This window comes from Pseudomonas fluorescens group sp. PF-1, assembly GCF_054481335.1.
Genome location: NZ_JBTMNG010000002.1, coordinates 3,439,639 through 3,459,694, shown reverse-complemented (window position 1 = coordinate 3,459,694; position 20,056 = coordinate 3,439,639). Strand labels below are relative to the sequence as shown.

Genomic DNA, 20,056 nt, shown 5'->3' with positions numbered 1-20,056 from the left:
TCCATGGAGGGAACCGATGTCTGAACAAACCCGTCACCTTTCGTTGTTTGAGGAAGACTATCTTCTCCGTGAGCTAGGCCCGGTCGCGCACGTGCCGCAGGTGGCACTTACTGAACTTGTGGCCAACGCCTGGGACGCAGGCGCAAGCAAGGTCGATCTGTTTCTACCTAGCGAGCTTGGCGGCACCCTGACTGTGGTCGATGATGGCCACGGAATGTCTGCCCAGCAGTTCAGCAAACGTTGGATGACGCTTCGGTATAACCGCCTCAAGCACCAAAGTGCCAAGGTTGAATTCCCTAAGGAGAGGAGTTCCAAACTCCGGAAGGCCTATGGGCGTAACGGAGTGGGTCGACATGGGCTGCTATGTTTCGGTGATCAGTACCAGGTCGAAACATGGCGCGACACCAAGCTCAGCACCTTCGTGGTGGGTACCGAGTCTGGGCCCAGTCCGTTTGTAGTGCGTACAGAGGAGTTTGCCGAGCGTGAAGGGTCTGGCACGCGACTTTCTGTTTCAGTCACCCGCAAGATGCCGGATGTCAAAGAAATCATCACGGTACTTGCAGCACGATTCATTCATGACCCGGGATTCCAGATCCGAGTAAATGGTACGCCTCTGACCCTGGCGAAACTGGAGCAGCATGCCCGCACGCACGCGCTGAAACTGAGTGATGGCCGCACGGCAAAAGTCATCGTCATCGACTCCACACAACAGAACCATTCGTCCATCCACCAAGGGGTGGCATTCTGGGTTGACCACCGACTCGTTGGCAATCCCTCGTGGGTCATCGGCCAGATCGCGAACTTCGATGGGCGTACGAGGTTTGCCAAACGCTACAAGGTTATCGTGGACACCCAGGGCTTTGAAGGTCACGTGAGACAAGACTGGACAGGGTTTCAGTCAACGCCTGCCGTCGAGGAGTTGTTCAAGGCCGCTGCTGACTGCATCAGTCGGGTGGCGGATGAGCTGGCGGCAGAAGTCGTGGAGGCAACCTCCGAAGATGCCCTGGTTCAGAACCGTTCAGAGCTCAAATCCTTGGGTCATGGTGCTCAACTCGAAGTATCAGAGTTCACGAAAGCTGTGGCCCAGGCACACCCTATGGTGTCTCCAGAATTTCTCGCCACGGCGGTGAAAGCAGTCATCAACTTGGAGAAATCCAAGAGCGGGGCATCTTTACTACAAAAGCTGGCCAACTTGCCTGCAACGGATATTGAGGGTTTGGATTCCCTCTTGGCAGACTGGTCAGTTAAGGACGCATTACGTGTGCTTGACGAGATTGATGGCCGGCTCAGCGTCATTGAGGCCATCGCCAGGCTGGCGGAAGATCCTGAGACGGATGAGCTTCACACCCTACACCCTCTGATCCTACGATCCCGCTGGTTGTTTGGCCCCGAGTTCGAGTCGATGGAGTACTGCTCAAACATGACGTTGAAAAGCGTTGCGAAGCAGCTCTGGGGGGATGGCGACGCCTCCTTTGTCAACGAGCGCAAGCGACCTGACATCGTGGTGCTGCCAGATCGATCGACTGTACAACTGGTGGGTATCGAGCATTTCGATCCTCAAGATGCATCTATCGCCCAGATGCAGAACATCCTTCTGATTGAGCTTAAGAAAGGCGGCTTCAAACTCAATCGGCAGGAGGTCAACCAGGCCGACGGGTACGTCCAAGACATTGCGAGCTCAGGCTACGTCAACGGCTCGCCGTTCATTACGGCCTGGGTCGTCGGGCAGTCGATCGCTGCAGGGGTGGGTACTTCCAAAACGGTAGGGGATGAGTCCCGTAAGTACGGGCAAGTCCGAGCTTCCACTTATGGAGCCTTGGTGAGCACAGCCAACTTGCGACTGATGCGGTTACGGAGAACCTTGGAAGACCGGTACGACAATATCAAAACGGACGCGCTCCTCGTCAAGGTATTGTCGACCCAAGAGCAGGGCACGCTCGACCTGGTCGAATCCAATGTCGTTGACGCAAACGACGTCGCAATCAGAGAAGCTGTATAACCTCTACCAGCTTGATAAACGTGGGTTTATCAATCAAGGAGTTTCCGTGCTACAAGCTGCGACCGGAAAGCTGTTCACAAATCGCGAAAACCCACGCCAACAAGATCTCAAAGGGGTGATTTACACGAACTTGGATCTCGGTGGTGTCGACCGGTTTAGCTCCAGGATCGGAACGCTGATCAACCTGGACACATCGCATACCCCAGCCGCATTTGGCTATGAAATGACCGAGTACATGGAAGCGGCTGCCCCGGAACCAGGAGTCCACGTTTCCCGCACGATGGGAGCCTACATCGACGACTTCGCTGACGTGGCCTCCTTCACTTTACAGGTGATTTGCTCGCCAGACGTTCACGTTGCTGAACGCTTACTGCGCCAGCGGCTTCGACCAAGTGAGCGGCATCCCAGTGAACGGCTAGCGCGCTTTTATGATGCGTCAGTAAGGGCCACTCAGTCTGAGCTTCAGGATTTTGAACAGTTTGCAGACCAATTGATTGGTTTGCAGCGCACCACCTACCTGGCGGCGATCCAGGCAATCAGGACGTACGTGGCCGCTGTACACAGAATGAGCGATGATCTCAACCTGGCATACACTCTCTTGGTCATGTGCGTTGAGTCGTTGGCCCAGAAATTTGATGGCCACGAGCCGCAATGGACAGATATCCCTGATCAAAAGCGATCTGGGGTGGATGAGGCACTCACTGGCGTCAGCGATGAACACTCGCAAAAAGTCAGGGACGCAGTGTTGGAAGTCATACATCCGCGCCTTGGCTTTCGATTTGTACAGTTCATCCTCGCTCACCTGCCGGCGGATTACTTCTCGGTTCAGGCTAATGCTCAGAAACATCCGATAGGGCGCCGTGATCTGGAAGCAGCACTGCAGAACCTCTACGGCGTGCGCTCTAGTTATGTCCACACGCTCAAACCTTTGACCAAAGAGTTCCTCCACTTCGCCAGCCACAGAGAAACGTGTGAGGACGACGGGAAGCTAACCTTCACCTTCCAAGGGCTATTCCGCCTGGTAAGGACGGTGATCATCGAGTTTGTCCGCAAGGCCACGAAGATCGAGCACGAGCCGAGCAACTACGAGTGGGACAATCCCCACCTCTTGACACTGAGGCTCGACCCCTCGCTGTGGATCTACAATCCCCCAGGTTTTGACACTCAGACATCGAGACGATACTTCCTAGGCTTGGTAGAGCTGCTTGACCAATGCCTGGTTGATTACCCAAACCGCAAACTTCATCGGCTCAATCATGTCGTCGAGAAGGGGTTGAGCATTCAACCCCAAATGAGCGAAGCACAGAATGTGTCTTTCCTCGCCTTCTGGTATTTGTCCGACATCTACCTTGGGGGAGATCCAACTGGAAGAAAGTATTCGGCCAAAGAATTGGAGCTGTTGAACAAGCCGAGTGTCGATTCCCTTGTCGCGCAGTCATTGCTTGGCAGCGACTCAGAATGGACACCGCTTGACCACCAGCTCCAGCTGGATCGCTATTACACGCAACGCTACAAGAAAAAAGGCATCAGGGTGCCCACGAATGTTGAAGCCTGCATGGCTCTTTCACTGGCTGAACGGCACAGAAGAGTCGGTGATTCGACCTCCGCCAATGCAGCATTATCTGCAGCAGCCGAAAACTTCCCGCATCTCATCCAACTGCGAACATTGGCGGCTGAATTTGATCAAAACACTCCCATCGTCTGGCTTTCGATCATCTATCCCCGCACCACCCTGCAGCGAGCTGACCTCGAATGCGTGGGACTGTGATTGGCTATTGGGCGATTCTCTAATGATGATCCGCTTTCACGCATCAGTGTTTATGCACACAGGTGGTGCCACCCTCGCAGCAGTGGTATTGCTTAGGAACGAACGCTGGCGCGTGGGTCGGTAAACTTCCGCCAATGATCATGGAGAACGCGATGGGTGCCCCCTCCACCGACCGAAAACAGTTAAAAGTGACTGTCTGCAATCCTTTCATTCCCCCTGCGGAATATCGCCAAGAGATGGTGCTTGCCTTGGAATGCATTGGGAAGCATCTCAGCCAGCGCAAACTTGAGGCGCTAGTGTACAAAAAGCTCCGCCTGGAAGATCCAGCGCCGGCGGAGTATCAGTATCTCCAGTCGGCAGTCGAACTCACCGTATGCGCTCACTACGCCCTAAATTTCCCCAGTGATTTCGTCTACGAAGACAGAGTGGTGGCACCTCGTGATGTCGACTGTTCATTTCGCAGCGAAGGGTACAAATTCAACGTCGAGGTGAAGTGTGCTGACTACACGACCAAGCATGAGATCGACTCGGGCAGCGAGTTCATCATCCGGGCGATAGGGCGACTGCCAGACTACAACGATGCAGTCGCTCAGCTTCAAGAGACCTTTTCCAGTGGTGGTAGCACCTTGCAGAAAGGGCTCCACATGGACAACAAGCTGAAAGACTATTTATATGATGCCCATGGGAAATTCCCTGACGAGGCAGACCAAAGCCAGTACAACGTACTCGTCGTCGGATGCGATGATCCGTGGGACATGCAGCAGTGGGAAGGCTACCTGACTGGCCAGCAGGGGCTGTTCACCGAGGAATCGTTTGCGGATGTCACGCGCTACGGCAACGTCGATTTGGTCGTCCTGACCAATCTGTACCATCGCCACAAATCGGTCGGGGACAAGGACAAACTAACGGGGCACTGGACGTTTTCCAATGCCTTTTGCCTTCTGTATGAAAATCCTAAATCCAAGAAGCCTAGACCGATGTTCTATGCCTTTTCCAGGACGCTACGTTTTTACAACAACGAAGTGATCAAACATAAGATGGAGGGCGATGCACCTGATTTTCTCAAGGAGCGTCTAGCTATTACCCATTATGTCGGGCAGGTGCTGTGGTCAAACGGGCAATACACCTTTCAACCCAGATCTGGGAAGTCACGGCAGGGTGGTAACGAGGCAGACTAGACGGCTAGGCGAAAGCGCAGCCTGGTACTGGATTATAGCCAGCCGGGTCGGCACTCAGTGAGTGAATTGGAACCTAATCAACTGATGGTCTGCAATGCAGCGAGCGCTGCGATGATGGAGCCACCTCGTGCGCACTTTGGAATACGCTCAGCCCACCGAGCAGATGAAACTGACGGCCGTTGTGGATCTGGACAGCGCGGCGCCCATCGAAATTGGCAGCTTCCTGACCCGCGAATTGTCTTTGGTCATACGGGACAGAGCGAAGCTGGCGTCGCGATTCCTACTAGATCGAGACATGCCCTGGCTAGTTTGCCAGCTGTGTGCGGCGCCGCGCTTTTGCTGGTTCGCAACCAGAATCGTTTTTTCCACTTCCGTCATCACCCGAGTATCGAAGGACTTATCAAGTGCGATATCTCTACCAAAGGTGAGGTGAGCTCAGCCCACCCAGCCCAGCCCAGATCACTGCGATCAAGTACAACGCGCAAAAAGAGAGCCAGGCGCATATCTGGCTCAAAGGGATCATTCGCGACAGTTTGATTGCCGACCGATCGTGCGGCGAGCCCCAGGTCGAGAAAGTCTGGAAAGGGCAGGCCGTTGCCGAACTTGCTACCTGGCGCAAGCCAGACGTACAAGTGGCCAGGGGCGATGAACGCATCGCGTTCGAGGTACAGCTGTCGACGACTTTCCTGACCGAGATTGTCGGGCGAATGGAGTTCTATCGGGCCAATGGTGGATCGATGATCTGGGTATACCAGAATTTTGATCCCGGCTCAACCAAGACTGCAGAGGAAGACATTTTCTTCCTGAACCACCTCAACGTATTCATCGTCAACGATCAGACGCTGGCACGATCGAGGGATACCGGTCGAATGGCATTTGATTGCTGGTATGCAGTGCCCGGATTGATCGGCCGTACCAAAGTCAATGAATGGCGGCGGGTTGAAGTGTTTCTGGATGAGCTAACGTTCAGTCCGGAGAAGCAGGTCGTGTTCTACAACGATTACCAGACACAGAGAGTGGTATTGGAGGCATCGGTCAACACTGACGTGCTACGCCATGATTTCCATTCTTTCTGGACGGAGTACGGCAGGCAGGACACGCCAGTATCCCGAGAGCGTTGGGTCGATCTACGCGAGCGGATGGCAATTGCGTTTCCAGCTATCAAGCTTCCGAACTTCCACTGGACAGATCCTTTTCAAGGGGCAGTGTCCATTGTATTGAGCGCGCGCTAAGGCCGGCCCATAGGCTACCGATTCGAGCGCCTGCTCAACGTCAGTAACCAAGCGTTCGATTCCTACAAACCTTTTCTGCTGCAGTTCGGCTGGACGCTGGAAATCTTTGAGCAGAATGAGCTGTTGGCTGAGCAGGACAAGAAGGGTACCTGGGCGAAGCGACGTGCAATAATCCGCACCGGCTTCAAGGATCGGGATGAAGCATATCGGCCCGATCTCCAGTTCAACCTGCTCTTCGCATTCCTGGTGCCGGAGCTCAAAGAACGATTGATCAACATGCGTCCTTGGTGATCACCAAGACTTCGGATTACCAATCGGTGATCGCCACCGCGCTGAGTCTCTGCAGTCATATTGTCAGCACCGCAAGCTTGGCAGATGAGGGTAACGGCAGGGAAGTCGCTTGGTTGTCTTGCGCTCGACCCAGGGCACACCTTTCTGCGACGTTGATCCTGGAGACCTTCAGGAAGACCCGCTTCATTCAAAAGCTCATGCCGTGACTTGAGGGCCAAAAGGCCGCTGCCAAGAGCCCCCAGGAAACCGCGAAGAAAGACATGATGCTGATGTACGTGGGGATGACCCGACCGACTCACATGCTGTGCCTGGCGATACGTCAGAGCTCATTGGGGGAGGGCGCTACTGGAGAGAAGCGCAGGACAGCGCTCAAAACAGCCGGATGGTCGATTGTGGAACTGACAGCTCAGGCTCCGGTGCCATAGGTACTTCGTTGCTCCCATTACGCGCGGGGAATAAACGCCTTTCGCTATGAATGATGAAGAGCGGGCTGGATGGTTATTATCCAGCCTGCTCAAGCAGATTGGCGCTTGCGCGCCTCATGTTTCTGCTCGAGCTCTAAAGCTTTATAGAGATGGCACTGATCCGCAACAAACCGAGCCAGCTCACGGTTGAATGTCGCGACGAATTTCGCAGCGTGTAACAGCCCTTACTCTCTGATTCATCTTACCGCTGCACTTGCTGTTGCTTTGTCTTGGCAGTGGCCGCAAACTTAATCCGTGATATCTCAGCCATCGCCTCGCTTCAGACTTCGAGCTTCGTGCATTTTCGGCATGCGTCTCTCTCAGGAGAGCGATGCGCTGTTGGTCAGTACACGCACCAAACCGCGATAGTGATTTGAATTCATGATTCACCTCCAAGTATCCACGACGTTGTGAATGGAAGCTTGATTCATGGACACTTCGCTTGGTGATTAGTTTTCACAGACGCCGACTGTCAAATCAATGTCGGACAGACGGATACGATCATGGACGAAACCCTGGCTTACTTGAAAGACCGCTACAAGGATGAACAGGCCCGGTTTGATCACTTCGAAAATAAATGCGCCAAGTTTTTAACCGCTGTTTCTGTCGTGATCGCTGCCCTGACAGCCCTCGTTAGCGCCAAGGGGAGAGTGCTCTTCACCCTTAATGGCCCCTCAGATTTTGTCGCATTGGGATGTTTTCTCGCAGCAGCACTCTGTGTGATTTGCTCGTGGGGACATGCTTTGAGCGCTTTGAGGATAAGGAACTGCCCAACACTGCCATACAGCCGTCAGACCGTAGAATGGTTGAAAGACGCTGATTCTTCAGATCATCAGCAGCATGTCTACAACTGCTATATAGACACGTTGGAAAAATTGAAGTCGGCCATCGACGAGAAATCCAAACCTCTAGATTTTGCCTACAACGAGATGGTCTACGCTGCCTGGGCGTTGTCGCTGTTGGCAGTAATCAGTATCACCAAGGAGCTATTTGCATGAGCAACGACCAGAAACCGAAGAATCAGGAAAACAAGACGCCACCGCCGCCCACCACTGAGTACCACCGACGCTCCGAAGAGCGACCGGTTAACCACAAAGACCAGACCGGTCGCCGTTGATTCTGAAATTCCAGATGAATCAGGGGCTGTGCGGCAGGGGATTGAGCTTACGCAAATCGTCGTGCCATACGCCTCAACTGTTTCCCCTATCGGACAAGGCGCTGGCTGGTGGGGAGCCATATAACCGTCACCCCAAGCCAAGCAACTACTGATCTAGCATCGCTACCTGCCGGCGGCGTATTTTTACTTTGAGGATGAGGTAGGGGGCTTCTGAATGTTCTGGTTGGGGCCGTTTGAGTACAAATCAAAAAAAGAGCTGCTGGATCGGCTCAAAGACTATCTGCAAAACGCACCAATAGGCGTGATCGCCAGCAAGCTCGCAGTCAAAAAATTGCACTTGCTGATAGCCATGCATCCGGAGGCGAGCAGGAAAATTGGAGTCGGAATCGACCACTTCAGGATCCAGAGAAATGCTCTAGGAGCGGGTAAGGGGATCAAATTTGTCCGTGTGGATGGCAGCGAAGATGGCTTTTCCTACAAGCGCTGCATCACCGGTGCCATCCAATCGCCGCATGGCAAAGTTTGCGAGGCACTGAGGTTTACTGTGCGCTCTCAACTGATCGCATTTCGTGATGCGCTTGGTCTGCCTGTGAGGTGTGCAACGAGCGGAGTGATCATCACAGATCGAAAAAATTTGCACATTGATCACAGGGAACCGTTCTGAGTATTGCTGGAGCGATTTTGCCACGATCGCCAGGTTGATCTAACGACTCTTGAAACGACCGGAAACGGAGAGAACCTCGCGTTGGTAGATCAAAAGGTATCTTCAGAATTTGAGGAGTACCACCAGCACAATCAAAACGGGAACTGTTTGACCACAAACAGCTCGACTGAGGATAGAAACAAGCTCTCCCTGTTTGACCGCAAAGAAGGTGTAGAGCTTTTCGCTGCGACGCCGCTGCGTGCTTACGACCAGATCGGGCTGGATGAGGATAGGCTCGAGTTGATTATAAAGGTCACCTGGGGTGGGGAGTACCCGCACCGGGCGGCGGGGCGCTGTTGGATGAAGATGCTGTGGATGCAGCGTTGCTGGACTCGGCCAACTATGCGGACGTCATTCTGATTGCGCAGTCCATATTCAAACCTAGGCCGGTTCGGTTGCATTGGACAGGATTTTGGCTGCACTGATCAGATCACCCGCGCAGGGGCGGATGACAACCCAGAGTGTCAGCCAGCCGCGTTGAAGGTGCAGTGCGCTTGCGCATGAGGCATTTAGCCAAACTCGCGACGCTATCGGGTGTTATGGCAGGTGCTGAGTTGAAGCCCGAAGATCAGGGTGAGGAGGAGGGTGGACTTGTTAAGAAAAAAGAATTTCAATGAGTACATGCCTCAAGACGATACAACATTTAACTCAACTAAAGAGACATTTAGTTGAGTTAAACAGGTCTTCTAGGAATGACTCTCGCAAAAGGATAGGGCAGGCCTACAAAATCCTAATCACGCCAAGCAAAAAACCGTTGGAAGGAGTTTTCAGCGTTCGACTTTCGTGCAAGCCTGATGACGTCACTCATCTCCATTGTCCTCGCGCTATGGTGCATGCCTGTTTCTCGCACCCAAAACAGAGTCGCTGTACGAAACCCCGAGTTAGGCGAGACCACACATCCGCTCTCGGTAAGCCTATCAATGACGACCTGACATACTTCCCGGAATAATGCTCTCGCATAACCTGAGCCAATCGAACTTTTGCCACGAATCTTCCCGAGCAACAACGTGTGATCACGTTCGATCGGAATGAATTGCCGCCCGAGCCTTTCACGGTAACGATTCACATAGTTGGCAACAAACTCAGGATAGATTTTCCACGCCCAATTGCCAGGAAACTTTTCCTCCACTAAGTCGTAAGTTCCATCCCGCATGAGCCTCAGCGCACTGATCGTGAGATCTCCCCCTAGATTGTCAATTTCAGATGGCTGCAGCCTCAGATAATAAACTGACGCAATCATGAGCAGCGTGCGCTCATGTTTGATGTCTTCATCAGCCATGTCGCTAAGCGTTAACATCAACACCGCAAACTCTTCATCAGTGAAGACATTCGCACCACTGTGAACGGGGAGACTCGGAGTGTAAAAGCCCGCAGCATGCAGCCTTAGCGCAGGGTTGATTGCGATCAAGTCATCGTAATGCAGATGCAGAAAAAAAGACGCAACTACCGACATCTGGATCGCGAGTCCGCTTCTACCAGCAATATACGCTATGCGAATAACATCCCTTCAGGGTTGAAGCCCACTACGCTCCTCAGTTTGCCGGGAGTGAATCGTCGGCAAGACTTATCTGCCACCCACGAGTCCGGAGGGGTTGTGCAGAAATTCATAAACGCTTGAATGTCGGCTTCATTCAAATCAGTTAAGGGTTTTTTTGCCTCCAAAATGCTCCAGAGCAACAGCCGCTCCGTACAGGTTCGGTAGTTAGCATAGCGCGTAGGTTCGGCATGCTTAATCAAAAACTGCTTCACCAGCATGTAGCTTTTTATCGGCAGACTACTGACTGGGCATCGGTTAAGGAAGTCCTGAACTACAGGAAGCTCGCCATCAAGTGTATCTGGGTCTAGCAGGGCAAAGTCTTTTAGCGTCTCAAAGCAAGGACGGGGTATTTTTTCCATGGTTTTTCTACCGGTTATCTCCGAAATTCAGTCGCGATTTTTCAATCCCAATTTTTTAAGCGAGTACGAACGTTTGTCTTCGTAGCTGCTGTAGTAAATATCCTGCGTAGTGGCCAAATTGTTGTGACGTAGATCCATCTGCAAGTCCTTGGCGTCTCGCCAAGGGGCATCAAGTGTCGCAGCCGTATGCCTTAGCCAGTGAGTGGAGGCCATTTGCAGAGCCTCGATCTCGCCCGGCTGACGACCTTCGCTCACCATCTCATCAACGGCTCGGTCAAACAGCTCCTGGATAATCAACTGAACCATTCGAGTGGATAACCCTGGACGACCATTCAAGGTCGCAATCAGAGGGGTCTGCTCATTAGGTAGCGGCAGTTCAGACAGCCCCATGAACCGCCGGTAGCGCTTTAGGTACCGATCAATGTATTCCGGCCTTACAGCGACCTTGGCGGCCTTGTCACCCTTACCAATGAGGTGGAACCACCAGTTGGAATCGTGATCCGCCTTGAACGAGCCCATCGTGGGCTGCCAATTGACCCGACCACAAACATCTGAAACGCGTAGGTACATCGAGAACAACGTCGCAGCAATGAACAGGGTACGTTCATAGCGCTCAGGAGCCGTTGCTGCCATTTATTCAGCGGTGGTCAGCACGAAGTCCCATTGAAGAGGCGTAAGGGCACGTCCGGTTTGCTCCATGGAGCGCGACGCTTTAAAGCGCGATTTCTGTTTGATCGCCCTGAAGGGATTCGCCGACGTCAAGCCCTCATCCAGGCCGTATTCGTACAAGCTGCTGCAAACCGAGAAAACCTGGGAAATGCTCCCTCGGGATGGCTGGTACGGAGCACCGGTACCCGGGCCGTCATGATCAGCGGCATCAAGCGTGCGATCAGCTTTCTTCACCGAGAATGGGCGCCAGCGTGGATTTGGGCACAGCCCTGAATCTTTGTCGGACGCCACGATTAGAAACCTGCTGCGTGTCACGGGGCCAAGCCATTCCGTGGGTGGGCTCATGCAGAATTCCAAGAAAGCTTCGGCGTCTGCGCGACGCAGCTCCATGAGGGGCTTCATTCTGATCAACAATGCCCAAAGCAGCAGGCGCTCGGCATGGGTGCGATACGAAACGAATGTCGCCTCGACGTTGGAGTATGAACGCAGAAAACCACTGACGGCTTCGAAACCGTCCATGGGTTTTAGCTGCGCATCAAAGTTCGCCAGATAGTTCATCACCAGCGGTAGGCACGGGTCGGGTTCATTGCTAGTGTGGTTGATGAATTCTTTATAGGTGTTGAACAGCGGATGCGGGCTCGGCATCTCGTCATCCTTCTTTGAATGCTGGATTGCAGACTTCCGATTCTGGGAGTTATCGGAAGTAGGGGACTTACTCTTTCGTTTTTTCGAGGCGAGCTCGTCCGCTTGCCTGGATGAATCACTCATCACCTAGCCCTTATCACTTGATCGATGTCATGTAAGTTATACACAGCAAACTTGACTTTGCAAGCACTCTCTTGGAAAGCTTCACTGGTGACAAGGTAACTAACCACGCTTTAGTTATATATTGATAGTTATGGTCAATTCTGAATTAAGAAGTTCCGACCGCACGGCTGCGCGCCCCAAGCCATGCGGGCTCAGCATTTGAACCGCCCCGATCTTGAGTGGCGCCACTGCTGCTTTAGATGGGTGACTGGCCTTCCCGCAGCCGTGACCTAGGAGGTCACTTTTAAAGGATTCGGCCATTTTTAAAAGTGTTTAGCCGTACCGCTCAGGAAATACGGCGGCACGGCAGTGATTCGCCATATTTAGCGGGCTTGATCATTTTTAAAAGTTTCGGTCATTTTTAAAAGTTAATGTTTTGAATGTGTAAGGGCGCCTTGAGAACGACCAGTTATCAGGCCATGGAAAAGACTATTGAAATCCAAAACCATTAGTGATTTATAATGAAGCTTCTTCGAAGCTTCAGTCTTTAAGCCACCTTTACATATTCTCCTTCCGCGTATATAGCGCTGTTCTAGGCGCTTGAATCTCTCCTAAGCTGACATATTGGTCACGAGCTCCAACATCTATCCACGCTACGCACGCTGACGGAGTTAGTCCGCAACCAGGCTGAGTCTTCACGCCGAGGGCTAGGTTCACATCAACTCGGCATGGCTCCCGAGTTTTCTCCTTGATATTTGACCTTTGTCGATCATCGTGCACCGGCGGATGAGACTGAAACGATGTGACGGCGAGCGATTGAGTCTATGCGGCTAGGCACGTGTTTCGAGCGCGTCTCAGCTCTCAGCAAATCGCAAACCGTCGCATTCATTGGGCTACAGGGGTGGTCACTTTTAAAGGATTCAGCCATTTTTAAAAGAGATCTCGCATTCTGGCGCTTTGTTGCACTGAACGAGCCTGGTCGAAATGGACGCTTACCAAGACGCATGGAAGCCTTTTTGCGCGGCATATGGCTTCTCGATCCCACAAAAAATGGCCAAACCGTGGGTTTTGGCCGATGCCGCCAGAATTAAAAAACACTGAAATGGAGATCTCCGAGGGGGTTGATTGCTCGCAAAGGCCCGGATTGCAAGGCTTTCGGGGTGGACACGTTAGGCGCCACCTTAGGCGCCATTTTTAAGGGAGGGCCACAGCGGCCATCGTAATGTTCGTGACGGTGTTTTTCTCACATGCGAGAAATTCGGCCTGGCCAGCCTGATCACCTGGTGAAAAGCATCAAGCAGAGCCCCACAAGGAGAACCCTTCGCTTCGCATAATGTATATTATGTTAAACGACAGGTCATGTCATAGATGTTCATGAGCCACCTAAACCACTGATTCGACAAACCTGCTTCTGACGTCCACTCTCTCAACGGGCCATGTACGTTGTGTTCATCGTGAGACATTGAATGAGGTGGCTGCCGATGAAGCTGATTCAGTGCCGTTTCTCTTCAGGTCAGCGTGTACCGCTGCTCGTGCAGACTGGAGCTGCGGCGCCATTGCCCATACTTGTTCCATTCATCTACGTCCAACTCAAGCTCAGATACCGCGCGTACAACACCGCTGCGGCACATCTGCGCGCGATCCAAGCTTTCTATATCTATGCCAAAAGACGTGACCTCAACATTGATGAAGCCATCTTGGCCTGCCAATTCGAATCGATTTTGGCTCTACTGGACGGTTATGCCATTTGGCTCCAAAGCGGCCGTCAAGCCGATAACCTGGTCGCCCGAATCGGCAAAGCTGAAACGGCACCTTTTTCGCAGATCGATCCGCGTACTCGTGACCAGTACCTGCGATTGCTGAAGCTATACCTGTCCTGGTGTGTTACCCGATACATCCCGCGCGCTCGTCAAAATTCAACCACCCTGGCTAACATCGAGGTGGTATTCGCAGATGTCGCCAACGTCATTGAACGACGCTTTGAGAGCCATATCATCAATGTTCGTCCCGACCATGCTCGTTACCGCAGTCTGACAGATACGCAACTCCAGATCATTCGCACACTTATTCGCCCGGGCGCTGCAGAGAATCCGTTTCCAGAACGTTTGCAGTTGCGCAATTGGTTAATGATTGAATTGCTGTTCGAGACGGGTATCCGTCGAGGTGAGCTTCTGAAGCTCTACACCACGGACATCAATCAGGGTTCACAGCATGCCTATGTCAGTGTCAATGATCGCGAACATGACCCAGGTGACCCGCGCGCTGAAGAGCCTGCGCTGAAAACGCACGGACGGACCGTAGGTATCTCCGCACAGTTGTATGAGGTCTATGAGCGCTATATCCAGAGCGAACGACGCCCACTGCGTGAAGGCAAACCGATGAAATTGCTGTACCGCTATTTGTTCATCTCTGACCGAGGCCGACCGCTGTCCATTCGCGCGTTGTCTAACGTCCTTGATCGGTTGTTTCTGACCATTGAACTGGCTCATCCGGGGTTGTTGCCTACACTTTCCGCGCATGACTTTCGCCACACCTTTGCCGACCGCTTTTTGGCTTACCTGGTCGAGCAGCGTGGGTATGACCTGGAGCGCGCCACGGACGAACTCCGACGAGTCTGCGGTTGGTCTGAGACTTCGACGATGCCACGCCGTTATGCAAGTCGTTATCTAGCCGAGTCAGCCAACCTCCACAATGCCCAGCGTACCTCGGCAGCCTGGAGCCGACTTGACAGTTAAGGAGGTTCGCTGTGACTAAATCAGTTAGCCAAGATCATGCTTCACCCTCCTCCTCTTTTGCGGGTTATTTGTTCCAAGGGCCGGCTCAGGTTGCTATTCGAACACGCACCAATGATCAGCCACGCTACGTTGAGACCCGGCTGAAGGTATGGACGTGGTACGACGGTGGACTCGCGATGAAAATCGATTGGACTGCACTCCAAATGAATTCGGAGCTAATCGAAATAGGCAAAGGTTTTATGGCCTATGCACTTGAGAAATATGCCCCTCGAACCGCAGTAATGTTCGCAGATACCCTACGCTTTTTATCTAGTACAAATCTCGCGACCGGACTTCCTTGGGACACCGATCAACTGGTCACTGCTCTCGAGGAACTCAAAAAAACGAGGGCAGTACTTATAGGATTTCGAAGGCTTTACCGATGGGCAATGGATAGAGGAATCAACGGCTTCGATCCAATCACCTACTTAAAAATCAAGGATGTGAAATCAGATCGAGTTGACCCGTATGCGCGAATTTTTCTCTCGCAGTCTGGTTTAGACCTCGATGAAGAAGTTCGATTGCTCAAACGTATTGAGCGAGAGGTTTCACCTAACTCCTGGGAGGAGGCCCAGTTCAATATAGTACTTCACTTAGGTTTCGAACTCGCACCACGCTCGATTCAATTCCACTCGCTTGACATCGCGGATTTTGAGTTCATTGAAAGCGATGATAATGAGAGGTACTACACCCTTTGGCTACCCATGGCCAAAAAGGTCGGTCAACGCAGACCTGAGCGACGGCCCCGCAAAATAACAACCCGGCTGGGTGAAAAAATCTCGCAGCATGTTTCGGAAATTCAACGCCGCTTTGGCAGCGAATGTGAACCATTGCTTGTAAGTCCTAACGGAAGACGTCTATCTGTAACCGAAATCGGTGTAGGCCTCAAACACGAGCTGCGAGAAGCAGGGATAGACAAGCCGAACCAGGTAACAATGTTGCTGCGTCATCACCTCGGGCAAGGTTTGGCGGATCAGGGAACTCCGGCAGACATGATTGCAGAACTGCTCGGCCACAACAGCACGGTTGCGGCGCGTGCTTACGTAACGGCAACCCCCAACATTGCCCGGATCAAAGAGAAAGCACTCGGTAAGAGCCCTTCCTATCAACGCATCATGCGCAGTTTATTAACCGGGGAAATCGTCCAACGCCGAAATACGGTGCCCGATAGAGCCATCCGCGGCGTCATCGATACGCAGTACATCGGGGACATTGGTGCCTGCGCCCTCCCAGTTCATACCCACTGCCCCTACAATCCCGTCTATGCCTGCTACACCTGCAAGAAGTTTCACCCCTTTGCTGACGGCCGTCATGAGCAGGTGAAAGAGGCGCTGCAACGAGAAGCGCAGCGGTTCATTGACATGGCAGAACAAGCCGGTGACCTCATTCACAACCGGCCCCTCGCCCAGCATCAGACAACCATCCTGGCAGTAAGCGCTACGATCGAACGCTGCCGGCAGCACACGGAGGTTGCCGCAGATGACGCTATCTAGGGAAAGGCAAAGCCTCGAAGGCTTCATTAACCAGGAGCAAGCGATTTTTCAGTCATTACCGATTACAACGCCGTGGGAGTCAACGCTGTGGTCGGTCGAGCGCTGGTTGCCGCAACGCCTAAAGCAACAGACCATCACCTTTGAAACACAACGACAATCGCTTGAAAAAAATGGCTATTCTGCTCCTCCTAAAACCGCCCTCCCCTTGGATTTTCAGGATTTTTGCAAGGCCTTAATCGTGTATCTACAGCGCACCCGGAGTCTGAAGTTTTCGATGGTGGCTGCTTACAATATTGCGATCCGGCGGCTGTATAACCCGTTGTTTGAACGTGGCGTATCCGACCCCACACAATTAACGCGAGGCGATTTCGACCGCGTCGTAGGATTTCTCCGCGAGAGTGGCTACAAGAACCTCTATGACGCGATCTCTCATCTTCAAGTAATAGCGGATACGATTGATAATCTGCAATTAACCGAGATCGCCATCCACTTTGAGCACAATGCAAAACCAGAAAAACGCCGCCACGACTACATTTCATTGCACGATCCTGATCGTGCGGTAAAACAGCGTAAATCTGATGACAGATTGCCTTCTCGCGAGGCGATGGAAGCCTACGCCTTATGCTCGAACCACCCACTCAGCGAGGGCGAAGAAATCTTGCTGCGCGTGATCGATTTATTGATTGCAACCGGTCAACGGGGTAATGAGGTAGCAGTAATCCCCTATGACTGTTGGGTCGAAAGGCCGATCAAAGGGACGACAGGAGAGGTGGTTGTAGATGCCAATGGCAAACCTCTGGTCGAATGCGGAATTAGGTACTTTGCGGAGAAGCAATTTCAATCTCGTGTGCATTGGTTAGCCGAAAGTGATGTTCCATTAGCTAGGCGTGCAGTCGAACGACTGAAAGTGCTGACGCAAGAGCAACGACAGATTGCTATGTGGCAGGAAGCCAATCCCGGGCGCATCTGGGAATACCAACCGCAAACGGTGATGACTGAGAATCAGGTTCTGCGGTGGCTTGGTTTTAGTGACGAACAGAGCGCAGCTAGGAATCTTTATTTATACCTATCGAGAAATGGCATTGATCCATATGACGATGAAACAAACTATAAGCCCAGAGAAGCCAGAAGGAGGCGGTACCTGGCCGGCAAGATTGAACAGTTACTTGCTCCCGCGCTGCGCGGTCATGAGGTGTTAACAGAAAATCTTGGAGGCATGCCTCGTGTAGTACTTAGAACCAGCGAAACATTAGCCATCTCGTTTGATGGCCAATTTCGTCTAGGTGGGCGGGAGGCTAATGTATTTCGAGCGATCCCGCGTCGGGTGACCCTCCAGGATATCAATCACGCGCTGGGCAGCGATGACAAATATGCGTCCATTTTTTCGCGTCGTTCATTAACCGAATCCGATGGGACTCCGATTCGGCTAACAAGCCACCAACCTCGACACTGGCGAAACACCATTTACCACCTGACCGGTATGAGCGATGTTCAGCAAGCGTTGGCCCTGGGTCGAAAACGTCTCGACCAGAACGTCTATTACCAGCACACAAGCATTGAAGAAAACACTGATGCCCACCAGGATTTCTTGGAGTTCAATAGTCATCACGAGCGCATTGATTTCCTACATGCAGGTATAAGAGATAGACGCATTCAAGGCGCTTTAACCGACAGTTACCATGCACTGTTGGAAAATAAAGGTACGACCACAGCGGAAGCATTCCTTACCGTTCACGCAACAGCGTTGCATGTGACACCCTTTGGCGGCTGTGTTCATGACTTCTCACAGGCACCCTGCCCCAAGCATTTGCAATGTTGGAATAATTGTTCCCACCTGCATTTGCTGGGCACACCTTCTGAGAGGAAGAATCTTCAGCAGCAAGCCGAGCGTTTGTCACAGGCCATACTGATCATGCGAGATGCAGGGGACGGCGAAGCAGGGAACGATGTCTGGCTGGCAGACCAAGAACACAAACTCAACAATCTGCAGGCCGCTCTTTCTAGCGACGCTGGAGTGAGCCCACATCAGGTGTTTCCGTCTGGGCATCCGGTAACCATTCCTGAAACTAGCGAACGACACAGCTCTGTATCGGATGATTAGAGGTAACCATGGCGCGACGACAATCGTTAAGGGGCGCGGACCTGGATGGTGCAATAGACGCCCTCCTCGCCCAGATGATCAGCCTGGGATTGGAACGTGCACCTATTTCGCGATCTGAGGTGCAAAAGCGCTTGGGGCTGACAAGTCGAGCCACCTTGGTGGGCGAGCGCGGTAGGCGGATAGAGTCCGCACGCGTCGCGCAGTTGAAGGAGAGTGGAAAGGATCCTGACAACGAACGCCGACGTAGAAGCCTGGAAGAGCGTATAGCTGGCTTACGGGCAGAGAATGCTGACTTGGTCCGGCAGCGAGATCGACTGTTCGAGGCGTTGTCAGTAATTTCGAGTATTTGCTTGGTGAAGGGACTTGATGTGGAAGAAATATTGGCTCCATTGAGCAGACACTAGACAGAGAGCTTACTCGAAAGGCGCAAAATACTTTGAAGAGCCAAACAATGGACTGCTCTTAGCTGTGATCCCCACTGAGGGTTGAATATCGATACATACAGAGGCTCATCGACTCAAGGGCTACCTAAACACATGGAAGTGTCAAAAATAACCTCCCGATAAGCACCATTGAACGCTTGCAAATTGGTATCACCAACGAAATAGGTCGTGCCATTTTCGACCTCATACAGAAGTCCTTCGAGGCCGTGTTCGGATAGCAATTCAATCTTAACCAATTGCTCCATTCGGTGGTGACCAGACTGATTAATTGTTCCGGAGCTGACGAACTGGACACTCCGAACCACCAACGTTTTCGATTGCTGCGCGAGTAACGAGCAAAGGGCACGTTCACCAACGACCATAAGGATTAAAGGGAAGCGTCGTTTTCCATTTCGCTCCTCAACCAGCACGTTAAACCAGCCAAGCCCCACGTCGTACTCGACACACATCCATGTGCGAAAGGTCTCACCCAAAAAAGGGACTAACGGCACTTCGGCCCACTCATAGGTTCGAAACATCAGCTGCTCTCCGAAAATATCGCTAACGAGTATAGTTAATTTCGGGCGTGACGGGCTTCATCATTCCTTTTGCGAGTCAGGCAAATGGAACTGAAGGAAGCATTTGGGGTAGCCCTGCGCCAGGCGCGTTTGGAAAAAGGTTTGGCGCAGGAAGCTCTCGCCCCTAGTCAGGCCTATGTCAGCGAGGTTGAAAATGGCCGGAAAAGCCCCTCTATAGAAAAAGTTGATGAGTTAGCGAGCGTCTTGGGAATACATCCCGTGACGTTATTCGCCCGTAGTTATCTTGTTGACGGTGGTGACCTGACTGAACTCTTGAAACGCGTTACGCAAGAGCTTCACGAACTCCAATGAGTAAGCAGCTTCCTTTTTGAGATCTCGCAACCCTTTACCACTGCAAAGGTGCAGGAGGGCCGGCCAATGGCGGGCGTGTCGGTGATGTGCATGAGGTTGCCGGACAGCTAGTGAAGTCCGCTTATTACTGCGAGGTCTCGACATTGGTGCGTCACATGGAAGATCGCATGCACCGGCGACACACATCGCCCTCGTATTTTGTCAGAGGAGACAAAGAGGAAATCTTTCGGCTATTAGCGTCGACACCTGCAACGAAGCTTACTTTTACAATTGTCGGCGTCCAGCCAGGCATACGTCGCACCATGGTGGACG

Annotated in this window: 15 protein-coding genes and 1 pseudogene; 12 read left to right on the top strand and 4 right to left on the bottom strand. The window is 52.5% G+C overall.

The genetic code is table 11. The annotated features are described in order from the left end of the window. The first annotated feature begins 16 nt into the window (after positions 1-16). From ACX3YD_RS30695 to ACX3YD_RS30660, 8 genes are all read left to right on the top strand, one after another. Positions 17-1,999, top strand: a complete 1,983-nt coding sequence (locus tag ACX3YD_RS30695; RefSeq protein WP_458961883.1) for an ATP-binding protein — start codon at positions 17-19, stop codon at positions 1,997-1,999. Next, on the top strand, positions 1,956-3,767 hold the full coding sequence (locus tag ACX3YD_RS30690) for a hypothetical protein (protein WP_458961882.1): 1,812 nt from the start codon (positions 1,956-1,958) through the stop codon (positions 3,765-3,767). The genes ACX3YD_RS30695 and ACX3YD_RS30690 overlap by 44 nt, the downstream gene beginning before the upstream one ends. Before the next feature lie 152 nt (positions 3,768-3,919). Then, positions 3,920-4,945 (top strand): hypothetical protein, encoded by a 1,026-nt coding sequence (locus ACX3YD_RS30685; RefSeq protein WP_458961881.1) that lies wholly within the window; start codon positions 3,920-3,922, stop codon positions 4,943-4,945. Positions 4,946-5,478: 533 nt separating this feature from the next. Beyond that, entirely contained in the window at positions 5,479-6,177 is a 699-nt protein-coding gene (locus ACX3YD_RS30680) for a DUF6035 family protein (protein WP_458961880.1), read from the top strand. A gap of 123 nt (positions 6,178-6,300) precedes the next feature. After that, entirely contained in the window at positions 6,301-6,468 is a 168-nt protein-coding gene (locus ACX3YD_RS30675; RefSeq protein ID WP_458961879.1) for a hypothetical protein, read from the top strand. Positions 6,469-7,435: 967 nt separating this feature from the next. Next, positions 7,436-7,930: a hypothetical protein gene (locus ACX3YD_RS30670; protein WP_458961878.1), complete on the top strand. Its 495-nt coding sequence runs from the start codon at positions 7,436-7,438 to the stop codon at positions 7,928-7,930. After that, the gene (locus ACX3YD_RS30665) at positions 7,927-8,049 is read left to right on the top strand and encodes a hypothetical protein (protein ID WP_277620683.1); all 123 of its coding nucleotides are present in this window, start codon (positions 7,927-7,929) and stop codon (positions 8,047-8,049) included. Before ACX3YD_RS30670 ends, ACX3YD_RS30665 begins: the two co-directional genes overlap by 4 nt. Before the next feature lie 214 nt (positions 8,050-8,263). Next, positions 8,264-8,713: a DUF3223 domain-containing protein gene (locus ACX3YD_RS30660; protein ID WP_458961877.1), complete on the top strand. Its 450-nt coding sequence runs from the start codon at positions 8,264-8,266 to the stop codon at positions 8,711-8,713. A 769-nt stretch (positions 8,714-9,482) separates the two neighbouring features. Here the strand turns inward: ACX3YD_RS30660 and ACX3YD_RS30655 are convergent. From ACX3YD_RS30655 to ACX3YD_RS30645, 3 genes and pseudogenes are all read right to left on the bottom strand, one after another. Then, complete coding sequence (locus ACX3YD_RS30655) at positions 9,483-10,205, bottom strand: hypothetical protein (RefSeq protein WP_458961876.1); 723 nt, start codon at positions 10,203-10,205, stop codon at positions 9,483-9,485. 35 nt (positions 10,206-10,240) lie between these two features. Beyond that, positions 10,241-10,648: a hypothetical protein gene (locus ACX3YD_RS30650; RefSeq protein ID WP_458961875.1), complete on the bottom strand. Its 408-nt coding sequence runs from the start codon at positions 10,646-10,648 to the stop codon at positions 10,241-10,243. Positions 10,649-10,675: 27 nt separating this feature from the next. After that, a pseudogene (locus ACX3YD_RS30645) lies at positions 10,676-11,962 on the bottom strand (tyrosine-type recombinase/integrase). A 1,583-nt stretch (positions 11,963-13,545) separates the two neighbouring features. Here ACX3YD_RS30645 and ACX3YD_RS30640 point away from each other — a divergent pair. Genes ACX3YD_RS30640 through ACX3YD_RS30630 form a run of 3 tightly spaced genes read left to right on the top strand, consistent with a single transcriptional unit; the run spans position 13,546 to position 18,432 of the window. Then, entirely contained in the window at positions 13,546-14,799 is a 1,254-nt protein-coding gene (locus ACX3YD_RS30640) for a tyrosine-type recombinase/integrase (RefSeq protein WP_458961874.1), read from the top strand. A gap of 11 nt (positions 14,800-14,810) precedes the next feature. Further along, positions 14,811-16,331 carry a tyrosine-type recombinase/integrase gene (locus ACX3YD_RS30635; RefSeq protein ID WP_458961873.1) on the top strand — a complete coding sequence of 507 codons (1,521 nt, stop codon included), beginning with the start codon at positions 14,811-14,813 and terminating at the stop codon, positions 16,329-16,331. Then, complete coding sequence (locus tag ACX3YD_RS30630; RefSeq protein ID WP_458961872.1) at positions 16,318-18,432, top strand: hypothetical protein; 2,115 nt, start codon at positions 16,318-16,320, stop codon at positions 18,430-18,432. The genes ACX3YD_RS30635 and ACX3YD_RS30630 overlap by 14 nt, the downstream gene beginning before the upstream one ends. Positions 18,433-18,949: 517 nt before the next feature. Here the strand turns inward: ACX3YD_RS30630 and ACX3YD_RS30625 are convergent. Continuing rightward, positions 18,950-19,393 (bottom strand): hypothetical protein, encoded by a 444-nt coding sequence (locus tag ACX3YD_RS30625; RefSeq protein WP_134826945.1) that lies wholly within the window; start codon positions 19,391-19,393, stop codon positions 18,950-18,952. Between the two features lie 84 nt (positions 19,394-19,477). Here ACX3YD_RS30625 and ACX3YD_RS30620 point away from each other — a divergent pair, with 84 nt between their 5' ends. Then, positions 19,478-19,744: a helix-turn-helix domain-containing protein gene (locus tag ACX3YD_RS30620; protein ID WP_458961871.1), complete on the top strand. Its 267-nt coding sequence runs from the start codon at positions 19,478-19,480 to the stop codon at positions 19,742-19,744. Positions 19,745-20,056 lie beyond the last annotated feature (312 nt).

Coding starts and splice junctions, on each gene's coding strand:
- ACX3YD_RS30695 (WP_458961883.1), top strand. CDS start 17: ATGTCTGAACAAACCCGTCACCTTTCGTTGTTTGAGGAAGACTATCTT.
- ACX3YD_RS30690 (WP_458961882.1), top strand. CDS start 1,956: ATGTCGTTGACGCAAACGACGTCGCAATCAGAGAAGCTGTATAACCTC.
- ACX3YD_RS30685 (WP_458961881.1), top strand. CDS start 3,920: ATGGGTGCCCCCTCCACCGACCGAAAACAGTTAAAAGTGACTGTCTGC.
- ACX3YD_RS30670 (WP_458961878.1), top strand. CDS start 7,436: ATGGACGAAACCCTGGCTTACTTGAAAGACCGCTACAAGGATGAACAG.
- ACX3YD_RS30665 (WP_277620683.1), top strand. CDS start 7,927: ATGAGCAACGACCAGAAACCGAAGAATCAGGAAAACAAGACGCCACCG.
- ACX3YD_RS30660 (WP_458961877.1), top strand. CDS start 8,264: ATGTTCTGGTTGGGGCCGTTTGAGTACAAATCAAAAAAAGAGCTGCTG.
- ACX3YD_RS30655 (WP_458961876.1), bottom strand. CDS start 10,205: ATGTCGGTAGTTGCGTCTTTTTTTCTGCATCTGCATTACGATGACTTG.
- ACX3YD_RS30650 (WP_458961875.1), bottom strand. CDS start 10,648: ATGGAAAAAATACCCCGTCCTTGCTTTGAGACGCTAAAAGACTTTGCC.
- ACX3YD_RS30640 (WP_458961874.1), top strand. CDS start 13,546: ATGAAGCTGATTCAGTGCCGTTTCTCTTCAGGTCAGCGTGTACCGCTG.
- ACX3YD_RS30630 (WP_458961872.1), top strand. CDS start 16,318: ATGACGCTATCTAGGGAAAGGCAAAGCCTCGAAGGCTTCATTAACCAG.
- ACX3YD_RS30625 (WP_134826945.1), bottom strand. CDS start 19,393: ATGTTTCGAACCTATGAGTGGGCCGAAGTGCCGTTAGTCCCTTTTTTG.
- ACX3YD_RS30620 (WP_458961871.1), top strand. CDS start 19,478: ATGGAACTGAAGGAAGCATTTGGGGTAGCCCTGCGCCAGGCGCGTTTG.